10 protein-coding genes are annotated in these 13,565 nt (G+C 70.4%); 7 read left to right on the top strand and 3 right to left on the bottom strand.

Going from position 1 to position 13,565, the window contains the following annotated elements; genetic code table 11:
* Positions 1-18 precede the first annotated feature (18 nt).
* The 7 genes from IEW87_RS11130 to IEW87_RS11100 are packed head-to-tail and all read left to right on the top strand — an operon-like array spanning position 19 to position 8,241.
* The gene (locus IEW87_RS11130) at positions 19-663 is read left to right on the top strand and encodes an HAD family hydrolase (protein ID WP_188712763.1); all 645 of its coding nucleotides are present in this window, start codon (positions 19-21) and stop codon (positions 661-663) included.
* Complete coding sequence (locus IEW87_RS11125) at positions 660-1,682, top strand: tRNA (adenine-N1)-methyltransferase (RefSeq protein WP_188712277.1); 1,023 nt, start codon at positions 660-662, stop codon at positions 1,680-1,682. The genes IEW87_RS11130 and IEW87_RS11125 overlap by 4 nt, the downstream gene beginning before the upstream one ends.
* Before the next feature lie 9 nt (positions 1,683-1,691).
* Positions 1,692-2,672: an FKBP-type peptidyl-prolyl cis-trans isomerase gene (locus tag IEW87_RS11120; RefSeq protein ID WP_188712276.1), complete on the top strand. Its 981-nt coding sequence runs from the start codon at positions 1,692-1,694 to the stop codon at positions 2,670-2,672.
* A 29-nt stretch (positions 2,673-2,701) separates the two neighbouring features.
* Entirely contained in the window at positions 2,702-4,687 is a 1,986-nt protein-coding gene (locus IEW87_RS11115) for a helix-turn-helix transcriptional regulator (RefSeq protein ID WP_188712275.1), read from the top strand.
* A 55-nt stretch (positions 4,688-4,742) separates the two neighbouring features.
* Positions 4,743-4,961 carry a twin-arginine translocase TatA/TatE family subunit gene (tatA, locus tag IEW87_RS11110; protein WP_188712274.1) on the top strand — a complete coding sequence of 73 codons (219 nt, stop codon included), beginning with the start codon at positions 4,743-4,745 and terminating at the stop codon, positions 4,959-4,961.
* Positions 4,962-4,970: 9 nt separating this feature from the next.
* Complete coding sequence (tatC, locus tag IEW87_RS11105; protein WP_188712273.1) at positions 4,971-5,795, top strand: twin-arginine translocase subunit TatC; 825 nt, start codon at positions 4,971-4,973, stop codon at positions 5,793-5,795.
* A 28-nt stretch (positions 5,796-5,823) separates the two neighbouring features.
* Positions 5,824-8,241 carry a DEAD/DEAH box helicase gene (locus IEW87_RS11100; RefSeq protein WP_188712272.1) on the top strand — a complete coding sequence of 806 codons (2,418 nt, stop codon included), beginning with the start codon at positions 5,824-5,826 and terminating at the stop codon, positions 8,239-8,241.
* Positions 8,242-8,282: 41 nt separating this feature from the next.
* Here IEW87_RS11100 and IEW87_RS11095 read toward each other — a convergent pair whose 3' ends face one another.
* The 3 genes from IEW87_RS11095 to IEW87_RS11085 are packed head-to-tail and all read right to left on the bottom strand — an operon-like array spanning position 8,283 to position 13,393.
* Positions 8,283-10,361 carry a molybdopterin oxidoreductase family protein gene (locus IEW87_RS11095; protein ID WP_268234598.1) on the bottom strand — a complete coding sequence of 693 codons (2,079 nt, stop codon included), beginning with the start codon at positions 10,359-10,361 and terminating at the stop codon, positions 8,283-8,285.
* On the bottom strand, positions 10,358-11,923 hold the full coding sequence (locus IEW87_RS11090) for an FAD-dependent oxidoreductase (RefSeq protein ID WP_188712270.1): 1,566 nt from the start codon (positions 11,921-11,923) through the stop codon (positions 10,358-10,360). The genes IEW87_RS11095 and IEW87_RS11090 overlap by 4 nt, the downstream gene beginning before the upstream one ends.
* A 3-nt stretch (positions 11,924-11,926) precedes the next feature.
* Positions 11,927-13,393, bottom strand: coding sequence for an MFS transporter (locus tag IEW87_RS11085; RefSeq protein WP_188712269.1), 1,467 nt, complete (start codon positions 13,391-13,393; stop codon positions 11,927-11,929).
* Between the last annotated feature and the right edge of the window lie 172 nt (positions 13,394-13,565).

Below are 13,565 nucleotides of genomic sequence, written 5' to 3'. Positions count from 1 at the left end.
AAGGCCGTCCTGTGGGACATGGATGGAACGCTGATCGACTCCGAACCGTACTGGATGGCGGCTGAGACGCCGCTCGTCGAGCGCTTCGGCGGCACCTGGACGCACGAGGACGCCCTCCAGCTGATCGGCAACGACCTCGAGGGGTCCGCGCGGATCCTCCAGGGTCGCGGTGTGGAGATGGCCGTGCCGGAGATCGTCGACTACCTCACCGACAGCGTGCTGCAGCAGCTCACCGAAAACGGCGTGCCGTTCCGTCCCGGAGCATGGGAATTCCTGCGCGAGCTGCGCGAACGGGGCGTGAAGACAGCGCTCGTGACGATGTCGCGCCACCGGATGGCTGCTCACGTCGCAGGACTCATCGAGTTCGACGCGTTCGATGTGATCTTCGGCGGCGACGACGTCGAGCGACCCAAACCGTATCCGGACCCCTACCTCGCGGGAGCTCGCGCACTCGACGTCGACATTCGCGACTGCGTCGCCATCGAGGACTCGCCGACCGGCCTGCGGGCGGCGGTGTCATCGGGCGCCGCCACGATCGGCGTGCCGAACCTCATCGGCCTGGATGGCCTCGGCGCCGACGTGATCTGGGACACGCTCGCCGGGCGCACCTTCGACCACGCCGCGGACGTCTGGCGAGCGGCGCACTCCGGGACGGGCGCGTGACCCCGATTCGCGGACCCTTCCGCTACGGCGACCGCGTGCAGCTGACCGGGCCGAAGGGCAAGCTGCAGACGATCACGCTGCGCGAGGAGGGTGAGCTGCACACGCACCTCGGTGTCCTCCGCCACGAGGACGTCGTCGGCCGCGACGACGGCTCGGTCGTCCCGAACAGCGATGGTCACGAATACCTGTGCCTGCGGCCGCTGCTGCGCGACTTCGTGATGTCGATGCCGCGCGGCGCGGCGATCGTGTACCCGAAGGACGCCGCGCAGATCATCGCGCAGGCCGACGTGTTTCCCGGAGCGGTCGTCGTCGAGGCGGGCGTCGGATCCGGCGCTCTGTCGGGAAGCCTGCTGCGCGCGGTCGGCGAAACCGGGCGCCTGCATTCGTTCGAGAGACGCGAGGACTTCGCAGAGGTCGCCCGCGCGAACATCGAAACGTTCTTCGGCGAGCTCCCGCCGCAGTGGCGGATCCACCTCGGCGACCTCGCGGAGGCGCTGCCGCGCGAGTTACCCGCCGGGTCCGTCGACCGTGTTGTGCTCGACATGCTCGCGCCCTGGGAGGTCCTGCCCGCCGTCAGCGATGCGCTCGCGCCGGGCGGCGTCGTCACGTGCTATGTCGCGACGGCCACGCAGCTCAGTCGCATCGCCGAGTTCCTGCGGGGGATGGGAAGCTTCACCGAACCCGAATCGAGCGAGACGATGGTGCGCGGGTGGCACGTCGACGGTCTGGCCGTGCGGCCGGATCACCGCATGGTCGCGCACACGGGTTTTCTCATCACGGCGCGCAAACTCGCCGACGGGAGCGTGCCGCCGGAGATCAAACGTCGCGCCTCGAAGCGCAGCTACGGCGACGAGGACGAGCGGCTGTGGACTCCCGGATCCGTCGGAGACCGCGAGATCACCGACAAGAATCTCCGCAAGCGTGCCCGCGAGGCGCAGAAAGCCGCAGACGGAGTCCGCCGCGCGACCGCGGAGCGCGATCAGGGGACGCGCGGCGAATCCAACGGCGACGTGGCCTAAACTGATCCGGTGCGCAAGACGACAGCCGTAGCCAGTGTTCTCGGATTCACCGCGCTCGCCCTCGCGGGGTGCGCCTCCGCACCCGCGACGGCGGAGTCGTGTGGGCGAGAGGCCGTGACCGGCCCCGCCATCGATGCGATCGAGGTCTCGGGTGAATTCGGACCCGACCTGACGGTCGATGCACCCGCCGGATTCACGGCCGCGGGGGCCGCGCACAGCGACATCGTCCCCGGCGACGGCCGCGTGATCGAGTCGCTCGGCCAGGGGGTCGCGCTCGACCTGCTGTTCGTCGACCCTGCCACCGGCGCCACCGTGCCGATGTGGGGCGAGCCGGGCAGCCTCACGCGCATCGTGACGCCGAGCGTCGTGAGCGAGCAGATGCTCCCCGGGATCGACGACGCTCTCCTGTGCGCGAGCGAGGGAACGCGCATGGTCGCCACGTTCGGCGATGACGGCGTTGTGCCGGAATTCGGCGCGCAGGTGCAGCAGGTGCTGCAGCAGGTCGCCGTGCAGCAGGGCAACGACGGCGCCGAGACTCCCGACCTGTCGAGCATCGTGGCCGTGATCGACGTGAATCGCGTGCTGCCGGCCTCGGCCGAGGGGTCGCTCGTCTACAACGCCGACTCCGGCATGCCGCGTGTCGTCCGCGACGCGAACGGTGTGCCCGGAGTGACGATTCCGGCGGGCTCCGCGCCCGCCGAGCAGGAGACCCAGACCCTCATCGCGGGCGACGGCGCCGAGATCGCCGAGGGCGAGCTGCTCACGCTGCAGTACACGAACGTGCGCTGGTCGTCGGGATCCGTGGCGAACTCGACCTGGCAGAGCGACTCGCCGGAGACCGCGACGCTCGAGGAGCTGCCGGAGGGCTTCGCCGAGGCGCTCGAGGGCGCGACGATCGGCTCGCAGATCCTCACCGTGGTGCCGGATGGCGACGGCGACGCGACCGTCTCCGTGATCGATGTGCTCGGAGCCGTGCCCGCCGCCGAGTGATTCCGCTCGGCCGGTCGTAGGATGACGGCGTGGCTGACAGGATCCGCGCCGAAGAACGGCTGATGAACCTCACGGTCGCCCTACTGGGCACCGAGGTCGGCCTCACGCGCGCCCAGATCTTCGAATCCGTCACCGGATACGTCGACCGCGCACGCGAGGGCGTCGACGAGCCGGCGCTCGAGCGCATGTTCGAGCGCGACAAGCAGCAGCTCGCGGAGCTCGGTTCGCGCATCCAGGTCATCGGCGACAGCGACAACCCGCTCAACCTGCGCGAGGCGCGGTACCGGATCCCCCGCGAGGACAACGGCCTCCCAGAAGACCTCGAGTTCACCCCCGCCGAGCTCGCCGTGCTCAGCCTCGCCGCCGACGCCTGGAGCGAGGCGACGATGTCACGCGAGGCCCGCGCCGGCCTGCGAAAGATCCGCGCGCTCGGTCTCGACGTCGACGAGCCCATCATCGGCTTCACGCCGCGTCTGAGCGCCAGGGACGAGTCGTTCGAGCCGCTGCAGCGCGCGATCGACCGCGGGTCCGAGGTCAGATTCGACTACCTGCGGCCCGGAAGCCAACGCATCCGCAACCGCCGGGTGCGGCCGCTCGCGCTCGTGCAGTTCGAGGGGCGCTGGCACCTGCACGCCGACGACGAGGGGACCGGCGAGCCGCGCACCTTCCTCCTGAGCCGCATCGTCTCCGAGGTCCGGACCACGGGAACCCGCTTCGATCCCGCTGACTCAGTGGGCGCCGCCGATCGCGCGCTCGCAGGACTGCGCGCCCTCGCGGATCGCCAGCGGGCGGTCATCGAGGTGACGCCCGGATCCGAGGCGTGGCTGCGCCTCTCGCGCCGCGCGGTGCCGTCCGACGAGCAGGGCCTCACGGTGCCCTACGTGGACGCGCCGGTGCTCGCCGATGAGGTCGCCTCGTACGGACCGGACGCGCGGATCGTCGCGCCGGCGGAACTGCGGGACCTCGTGCTCGACCGCCTCCGAGCCGTCCGCGTGCTGCACGCGCGACCGGCCGACCTCGACCGAGCCGAGTCCGCCGCACCCGAGAAGCCGAAGCGGCGCCCCGCATTCGACTCGTCCGAGCGCATGCGCGTGTACCTGACGCTCGTGCCGTGGCTGCTGGAGCGTGGCGAGGTGCCGGTCGCCGAAGCGGCCCGAGAATTCGACGTGACGCCCGAGCAGATGCGATCGATGCTGCGCACCCTCACCGTCGTCGGCGGACCGTCCGGCGGCTACTACACGGGCGACATGTTCGACATCGACTGGAATCTGCTCGAGCAGCAGGATGCGATCCTGCTGACGCAGACGGTAGGGATCGATCGGGTCCAGCGCTTCACGACGCGCGAGGCGGCCGCGCTCATCGCGGGGCTCCAGCTCGCCCAGGCCATGACGGGGCTGCTCGACGACGACGGGCTCGAGGACCTCAGACGCAAGCTCGCCCGCGGCTCGAGTGGCGCGGGTTCCGCTGCCGTCGCGGTCGACGCGCCGATCGACGAAGCGCGCGCGGAGCTGTCCCGCGCGGTGCGCGAGCGGAAGGTCGTGCGCTTCACGTACCGCAGCCTCAAGGGAGACGCGACGACGCGCACGGTGGATCCCGCGGGAATGTTGCTCTCGAGCAGCGAGTGGTACCTGCAGGGCTGGTGCCACCTGCGCGAGGCGACCCGCACGTTCCATCTCGAGCGGATGAGCGATGTCGTCGTGACCGACGAGATCGCGAATCACGCGGCCGACGTGCGCCCCGAGCTGTTCGTCCCCGGCGCGGCCGACGTCGTCGCCACGCTGCGATTCCCCACGCGGATGCGCGCGATGCTCGCGCAGTTCCTCGAACACGCCGAGGTCGCGGAATCCGGTACGGAGACCTACGCCCGGATTCCGATCGCGGACATCGGCACCCTGCGGCGGATCGCGGCGCGCGGCGGGGGAGACGTCGAGGTGGTCGCACCCGCCGCGGCGCGCGACGCGGCCCGCGAATGGGCGGTTCTCACGGAGAGTCTGTATGTGTCGACGGTAGACTGAGGCCGACGACGCACAGGACGGAGTGCTCATGGGCTTTCTCGGTAACGCCGGGGGTATGCAGATTCTGCTGATCCTCGTGATCATCCTGCTCATCTTCGGCGCGTCGCGGCTGCCCGCGCTCGCGAAGAGCATGGGACAGTCCGCGCGTGCCTTCAAAGGCGAGATGAAGCAGATGCGCGAGGACGGCACGGCCGAGAACACGGCCGAGCCGCAGGACGAGGCATCGACCAGCCGCACCGACGGCGACGCGCCGTCGGGCTCGAAGGACACGTAGCCGGCAGTGGTGGGTTCCCTCCGAGGCGAGGGTGCCTCGGACGGGCGCGGTCTGTCGAACGACCGGAAGATGACGCTCGCAGGGCATCTTCGCGAGCTTCGCAAGCGACTGATGTTCGCCGTGATCGGCCTGATCGCGGGCATGATCGCGGCTGCGTTCGCCACCGAATGGGTCATCGGGTGGCTGACACAGCCGATCGTGCAGGTGGCGGAGAACATCGGGGACGAAGAGTTCACGAGGCTCACCTTCACGACCGTGACCGGACCGTTCGAGATGCGGTTCCGGATCTCGCTGGTCGCGGGCATCGTCATCTCCTCGCCGGTCTGGCTCTGGCAGCTGTGGCGCTTCGTCACCCCGGGCCTGAAGCGCCGGGAGTTCTGGGTCGGCATGGGATTCATGGGCGCCGCGATCCCGCTGTTCGCCGGCGGCATCACGCTTGCGATCTTCCTGCTGCCGAACATCATCACGATCATGGCGTCGTTCTTCCCAGACGACGTCGCGAGCGTCGGACAGCTCTTCGACGCGAGGGAGTACTACAACTTCGTCTTCCGCACCCTCATGATCATCGGCATCGGGTTCGTCACCCCGGCCGTGCTCGTCGCACTGAATCTCGTCGGCGTGGTGCAGGGCAAGCAGGTCATGCGCGCGTGGCGGTGGGTCCTGCTCCTCTGCCTCGTCTTCGGGATGTTCGCATCGCCTCCGGCCGACATGGTGACGTTCCTCGTCGTCTCAGCCATCATGTTCGTGCTGTACATGATCGCGGCGTGCGTCTGCCTGCTGTTCGACTGGCGTCGGCGCAAGCGGAACCCCGATCTGTTCGTCGCATACGACTGACGGCGCCGGGTCGTGGTGGGATGGGACCATGTCCTCCGCCACACCGTCCGAGCGATACGCCGAGGCGAAGAGCGTCCGCGAGCACCCCGTCACCGCTGAGTTCGCCGACGCGCAGCGATTTGAACTCGATCCGTTCCAGGCCGCCAGCTGTCGTGCGCTGGAAGGCGGGTCGAGCGTGTTGGTCGCCGCGCCGACAGGCGCCGGCAAGACGATCGTCGGCGAGTTCGCGATCCATCTCGCGATGCGCTCTGACACGGACAAGGCGTTCTACACCACGCCGATGAAGGCGCTGTCGAACCAGAAGTTCCGCGAGCTGCAGGAGGTCTACGGGGCAGAGAACGTCGGTCTGCTCACCGGCGACACGAACATCAACTCGCACGCGCGCGTCGTCGTGATGACGACCGAAGTGCTGCGGAACATGATCTACGCCTCCTCGCGCGCGCTCCTCGATCTGCGCTACGTCGTCATGGACGAGGTGCACTACCTTGCCGATCGGTTCCGCGGCGCCGTGTGGGAGGAGGTCATCATCCATCTCCCCGAGAGCGTGCGGCTCGTCGCCCTGTCGGCGACGGTGTCGAACGCCGAGGAGTTCGGCGATTGGCTCGGCACGGTGCGCGGATCCACGGAGGTCATCGTCTCCGAGACGCGACCGGTTCCGCTGGAGCAACATGTGCTCACGCGCGGCGAGCTCCTGCCCCTCTTCGATGAGCGGGCCCGCCCCGGCGAGCCGAGCGTCAACACGCAGCTGCTGCGGATGGGGCGCGGTCTCCCGTCCGATGGCGGACCGCCGCGGCGCGGCCGCGGGAACCGACGCCCGCCGCGCGCGCCGCGCATGGGAGCGCGCCTCGACAGGGCCGAGGCGATCGGTCTGCTGGATCGACAGCAGCTGCTTCCGGCGATCTTCTTCATCTTCAGCCGCATCGGGTGCGACCAGGCCGTCGCGCAGGCGCGGCGCGCGGGGATCCGCCTGACGACGAGGGAGGAGCGCGAGGCCATTCGCGAGATCGTGCGTCGGCGCACGGCGTCGCTGCAGGACGAGGACCTCGGCGCACTCGGCTACTTCGAGTGGGCGAACGATCTCGAGCGCGGCCTCGCGGCGCACCATGCGGGGCTGCTTCCGGCGTTCAAGGAGATCGTCGAGGAGCTCTTCCAACGCAAGCTCGTCAAGGTCGTCTTCGCGACCGAGACGCTCGCGCTCGGCATCAACATGCCCGCGCGCACTGTCGTGCTCGAGAAGCTCGAGAAGTTCAACGGCGAGGCGCGGGTTCCGATCACCTCGGGCGAGTACACGCAGCTGACCGGGCGTGCCGGCAGACGCGGCATCGACGTCGAGGGCCACGCCGTCGTGCACTGGACGGACGGCCTCGACCCGCACGCGGTCGCCTCGCTCGCGTCGCGGCGCACGTACCCGCTCAACTCGTCCTTCCGGCCGACATACAACATGGCCGTGAATCTCATCGACCAGTTCGGCCGCTCGTCCGCCCGCGAGATCCTCGAATCGTCGTTCGCCCAGTTCCAGGCCGACCGCGCGGTGGTCGGCCTCGCCCGAGAGGTGAGGCGCGCGGAGGAATCGCTCGAGGGGTACCTCACGGCCATGCGTTGCCATCGGGGGGACTTCGCCGAGTACGCGGCGATCCGGCGCGAGCTGAGCGATCTCGAGAAGAAGGCGCGCAGAGACCAATCGACGTCGAAGGCGCGCGAGGAACAACGTCGACAGCAGATCACGAGCCTCAAGAAGAGCATGCAGCGGCACCCCTGTCACCGGTGCGAAGATCGCGAGCAGCACGCGCGATGGGGCGAGCGCTACTACAAACTGAAGCGGCAGACCGACAAGCAGCGGCGGCAGATCTCGTCACGCACGGGAACGGTCGCACGGCAGTTCGACCGCATCGTCGACGTCCTCGCCGCGCTCGACTACGTGCGGACCGCGGAGGGCGACACCGTGCTGACCGAGGCCGGCAGCCGCATGAAGCGGATCTACGGTGACCGCGATCTCCTCGTCGCCGAGTCGCTGCGACGCGACCTGTGGCGGCGACTCGACCCCGCAGCGCTGGCGGCGCTCGCCTGCACGCTCGTGTACGAACCGCGCCGCGGCGAGCAGAACGGCGACTACGGGCTACCCCGCGGGCCCTTCCGGGAGGCGCTGGACGTCACCGAACGGCTCTGGGCCGAGCTCGACGACCTCGAGCACGACCACCGCCTCCCCGGCACCGCTCCGCTCGCCCCCGGTCTCGCCCAGGCGATGACGATGTGGGCGCGCGGGCAATCGCTGGATCACGTACTCGGCACGGCGGACATGGCGGCGGGCGACTTCGTGCGCTGGACGAAGCAGACGATCGATCTGCTCGACCAGATCTCCCTCGTCGCCGACGGCGACCTCGCCCGCACGGCCCGTCGCGCGCTCGAGGCCGTCCGGCGAGGAATCGTGGCCCACACCGGCCTGTAGCTCCCGCCCCCACGCGCGCCGCGTTCGCACGGTCCCTCCTCCTAGGCGGGTGTCACCGTGACGACCGCGTGCTTGAACTCCGGCATCGCGCTTCGGGGGTCGGTGGCGTCGCTCGTGAGCAGGTTCGCGCTTTCGTCGCCCGCGTAGTGGAACGGCAGGAACACCGTGTCGGGGCGGATCCCCGGAGTCAGCCGAGCCTCCGCCTCGACGACTCCGCGCCCGTTTGCCACCCGGACGCGGCCGCCCTCGACGATCCCACGATCGCGCGCTGTGACGGGATGCAGCTGCACCGTGAGACGCGGGTTCGGATCGTTCAGCTCCGCGACGCGGCGCGTCTGCGTTCCCGACTGGTAGTGCTCGAGGATCCGTCCCGTGACGAGGTTCACCTCGGATCCGTGCGGCGCCGCCGGACCACGGGGGCGCACCGGCACGAGTCGCGCGCGACCGTCGTCGTGCGCGAAGCGGTCGAGGAAGACGCGCGGCGTGCCTGCGGACCCGTGAGGAAACGGCCAGTGCGCTGCCACGCCCGTGTCGAGCAGCGCGTGGGAAAGGCCAGAATAATCACTGAGGCCGCCCGCGCTCGCTCGCGCGAGTTCGTCGAACACGTCCGCGGGATCCAGCGACCAGACGCCGGGCGCATCGAGGCGCGCCGCGAGTTCGCGCAGGATCCACAGCTCGCTCCGCGCGAGGGGCGGCGGCGCGACGGCCTGGCGACGACGGATCACGCGCCCCTCGAGGTTCGTCATCGTGCCCTCCTCCTCCGCCCATTGCAGGACGGGGAGCACGATGTCCGCCAGCTGCGCCGTCTCGGAGAGGAAGAAGTCGCTGACGACGAGCAGGTCGAGCAGGCTGAGCGACTCGCGCACGCGCGACACGTCCGGCGCCGAGACGACCACGTTGGATCCGTGGATGAGCAGTGCCCTGATGCCACCGGCGGCACCGCAGGATGCGAGCAGCTCCACCGCGGGGATCCCGGGGCCGGGGATCGCCGCGGGGTCAACGCCCCAGACCGCCGCGACGTGGGCGCGCGCGTCGGGATCCGTGATTTTGCGGGAACCCGGCAATTGGTCGCACTTCTGCCCGTGCTCGCGTCCGCCCTGGCCGTTGCCCTGCCCTGTGAGCGTGCCGTAGCCGGCTCCCTCGCGACCGACGAGGCCGAGCAAGAGCGCGAGATTGATCGCGGCGGTCGCCGTATCGGTGCCGTCGACGTGCTGCTCCACGCCGCGCCCCGTGAGGATGTAGGCCGAGCGCGCGCCCGCGAGGCGGTGCGCGATATCGCGGATGACGCGTGCGGGAACCCCCGTCACCTGCTCGGTGCGCTCTGGCCACCACGCGGCGACAGAGCGACGTACCGCGTCTGAGCCCGTGGTCCGCGCGGACAGGAAGCCGTCGTCACACAGGTCATCGGCGATCACGACGTGGCTGATGCCGAGCAGGAGCGCCATGTCCGTTCCGGGAGCGGGCTGCGCGTGGAGACCCGAGCCGTTCGCGGTGAGCTGCGCCGTCGTCGATCGCCTCGGGTCCACGACGATGAGTCCGCCCCGCGCCCTGACGCCCTGCAGATGCTGGACGAACGGCGGCATCGTGTCGCCGACGTTCGAGCCGAGCATCAGCACGGCGTCGGCCGCGTCGAGATCGTCGAGGGGGAAGGGCAATCCGCGGTCGAGCCCGAAGGCGCGGGTGGCGGCCGCCGCCGCCGACGACATGCAGAAGCGTCCGTTGTAGTCGATGCGGCTCGTCCCGAGCGCGACGCGGGCGAACTTGCCGAGTTGGTAGGCCTTCTCGTTCGTCAGCCCGCCGCCGCCGAACACGCCGACAGCGTCGGCGCCGACCTCGTTGCGGATTCGCGTCACCTCGCGCGCGATCCGGTCCAGCACCTCGTCCCAGGACGCCTCGGCGAAGGAACCGTCCGCTAGCTTGACGAGCGGGGCCGTGAGCCGGTCGCCGCGCCCGAGGAGCTCGGCCGACGTCCACCCCTTCTTGCACAGCCCGCCGCGGTTCGTCGGGAACTCCCGCCCCGTCACCGTGGGCGGCGCCGCCGCGTCCGTCCCGGGGGTGAGCGTCATGGCGCACTGGAGAGCGCAGTACGGGCAGTGCGTGTCGGCGGGGCGCGATGTCACGCGGGCTGCCCTTCGGACTCGCGGAGCATCTCGGCGATGCGGGCGCGGCATCCGCCGCATCCCGTTCCCGCTCGCGTACAGCGCCCGACGGCCTCCACCGTGGTGCAGTCGTGTTCGCGGACCGCGTCCTCGATCGCGCCGGCCGTGACAGCGTTGCAGAGGCAGATGGTCTGGTCGCGGTCGTTCGCCGATGGCGCTTCGTCAACGGCATCGAGCCGGAGGAGGAGCGAGCGATCGCTCGGCAGCTCTCCGCGCCGCTGGTACAGCACGCTCAGCTCCGCGGCCGCGCGCGGCATGCCGACGGTGACGAAGCCGTCGAGCACGCCGCCCGTCGTCGCCATCGCGACGTACGTGCCGTGCTGCGGATCCGCCCACATCGCCGTGTCGGTCACGGGCTCGTCGCGCGGCGTGGGGGCGAAGGGATCCGCGGGCACGCGGCCCGCCGCGACCAGGTCGAGCTGAGAGGCCTTCATGGTGACGATGCCCGGCAGGTCCTCGACGTAGTCGGGCTCGGTGTTGCCGTCGAGCTCTGCCAGCAGCGACCGCGCGAGCCATTCGGCCTGGCGCCAGCCGGGCCCGACGAGACCGCTCGCGCCGCCGGGCACGGTGCGCGAATGACGGTGCGCTGACGGATCCGCCACATGCGCAACATCGCCGATCGCGTGGATGCGCGGATCGGACCAGGACCGCAGTCGGTTGTCGACGAGCACGCCGCGCGCCGTCCGCAGACTCGCGTCGACGGCGAGCTCGTCGCGCGGGCGCACGCCGCAGGACAGCACGAGAAGGTCGGCCTCGATGCGCTTGCCGTCACTCGACACGAGCGCCCGGAATGTGCGGCGGCCCGCGACCTCGCGCGTGACGATGGCCTCGGCGCGCGTGTGCGGTACGACAGCGACGCCCGCGTGAGCGAGGAGGGCCGAGAGCACATGCGCGGAGCCGCGGTCGAGCTGGCGCGGCATCGGGATCGGACCGAAGTGCGCGAGGTGGGGGCGGGAGCCGGTGCCCGCGAGGAGCAACGCGAGTTCGAGGCCGAGGACGCCCGCGCCGAGGACCGCGACCCGGCCGCCGGCCGTAACGACGCTCCGTACGCGCTCGGCGTCGGCAATCGACCGGAGCGCGCACACACCGTTCGTGAGCACGGCATCGAGCCCCGGCGAGGAGGGGGCCGACTGGGAGAGGCCGTCGAGGCGCGGGACGTTCGCCTGCGCACCGGTCGCCAGCACGAGGCGGTCGTAGGGGAGCCGTCGTCCGTCGTCGAGCTCGATCTCGCGGCCCTCGGGGCGGATCCGGGTCGCGCTCCGGCCCGCAAGCACTCGCACGCCCCGCGCGGCGAGGTCCGTGGGATCCGCGATCGGCAGGTTCTCGCGCGCGACGTCGCCTGTCGCGTACTCGGCGATCATGATGCGGTTGTACGGATCCTCGCGCTCGGCGCCGACGACCGTGAGGGCGACCCGGCCGTCCTCGACCGCGGGAAGGATCTCCTCGGAAAACCGCACGCCGACCGGACCGAAACCGATGAGAACGATGCGTTGCGGGGCGGTCCGCTCGCCTCTTCTGGCCACGCGTCAGACGATCCGTCCGGCGAGCGAGGCGCGCGGCACGAGGTAGACGACAGCCGTGAGCACGCCGAGCGCGGCGTAGACGCCGATGAACCCGGTGAACGCGACCGTGTAGGCGCCCGTGGCCTGCTGCGAGAGGTTCAGCACCTGCGGTACGACGAACCCTCCGTACGCGCCGAGCGCCGAGATGATGCCGAGCGCGGCGGCACCCTTGCGCTGCGCGCCGACCGCGTGCTCCCCGCCGGCCCTCGTCACCCCGCGACCGGGGGGAGCAGCCTCGCGGCCGCGAGTTGTCCACTCTGCCGCCGTCGCGGCGCCGCGGGCCGCGAAGATCGAGGGGATCATGCGGTACGTGGCGCCATTCGCGATGCCGGTCGCGCTGAACAGCGCGAGGAAGCACGCGAGAAACACCCAGAAGCTCGCGAGAGGCAGCGTGAGCACGACCGCGAGCGTCGCCGCGATCATCGCCGTAAAGGAGGCGACCGTCATGCGCGCGCCGCCGAAGCGGTCGGCGAGCCTGCCGCCGTAGGGGCGCGTGAGCGAACCGACGAGGGCGCCGAGGAACGCGAGGGAGAGCGAGGCGCCGCCCACCTGGAACGTCGAGAACGTGGGGAACTGGTCGGCGATGAGTTTCGGGAACACACTCGCGAAGCCGATGAAGGATCCGAACGTGCCGATGTAGAGCAGCGCCATGATCCACAGATGGGGCTCCCTGAGCGCGGCGGCCGCGCCCGCCACGTCGCTCCTGGCGGTCGAGAGGTTGTCCATGAACCGCCACGCGCCCCAGATGGAGATGAGGATGAGCGGCACCCAGATGAACCCGGCGTACTCAAGGTTCAGCGTGCCGACGGCGCCGAGCGTGACAGCGATCGGGACGATCAGCTGCGCGATCGCCGCACCGACGTTGCCGCCAGCGGCGTTGAGCCCGAGGGCCCAGCCCTTCTCGCGCTGCGGGAAGAAGAACGTGATATTCGCCATCGAGCTGGCGAAGTTGCCGCCGCCGAGGCCGCCGAGGCCCGCGACGAGCAACAAGACCGGGTAGGGGGTCTCGGGGTTCTGCACGACGATGCCGAGCAGGATCGCGGGGATCAGCAGGAGCCCCGCGGAGATCATCGTCCAGTTGCGCCCACCGAACCGGGCCACCATGAACGTGTAGGGGAATCGCAGCGTCGCGCCGACGAGGCTCGCGACCGAGATGAGCCAGAACTGCTGCGCCGAGGTGATGTCGAACCCCGCAGCCGGGAGCATGACGACGACGATGCTCCACAGCTGCCAGACGACGAAACCGAGGAACTCAGCGAACACCGACCAGCCGAGGTTCCGCTTGGCGATCGCGCGCCCCTGGTCCTGCCATTGCACCGGATCCTCGGCGTTCCAGCCGTCGATCCAGCGGCCGCGATGGAACACCAGGCCCGCCCGCCGCGGGATCGGGCTCTCGGGAGCGGTGCTCGTCGTGCTCGTCGGCGTTGCCATGGCGCCTCCTGCGCTGGATTCGGTCGGTGTCGACCCGACCCTAGGTCGGGGGTGTTTCCGCGCGTGCGCCCGTGGGTTGCGTCAGGGTCACCGTTCCGTCACGCGCCCCGCGGGGGCGACGTCAGAGGTGGGAAACGCGCACGAAACACGCGGTCCGCCCCATACAAGTCCG

It is taken from the genome of Microbacterium faecale (genome assembly GCF_014640975.1).
GTDB lineage: Bacteria > Actinomycetota > Actinomycetes > Actinomycetales > Microbacteriaceae > Microbacterium > Microbacterium faecale.
This window is presented reverse-complemented; position numbering and strand designations above follow the sequence as displayed.

Coding starts and splice junctions, on each gene's coding strand:
- IEW87_RS11130 (WP_188712763.1), top strand. CDS start 19: ATGGATGGAACGCTGATCGACTCCGAACCGTACTGGATGGCGGCTGAG.
- tatA (WP_188712274.1), top strand. CDS start 4,743: ATGCAGATTCTGCTGATCCTCGTGATCATCCTGCTCATCTTCGGCGCG.
- IEW87_RS11100 (WP_188712272.1), top strand. CDS start 5,824: ATGTCCTCCGCCACACCGTCCGAGCGATACGCCGAGGCGAAGAGCGTC.
- IEW87_RS11085 (WP_188712269.1), bottom strand. CDS start 13,393: ATGGCAACGCCGACGAGCACGACGAGCACCGCTCCCGAGAGCCCGATC.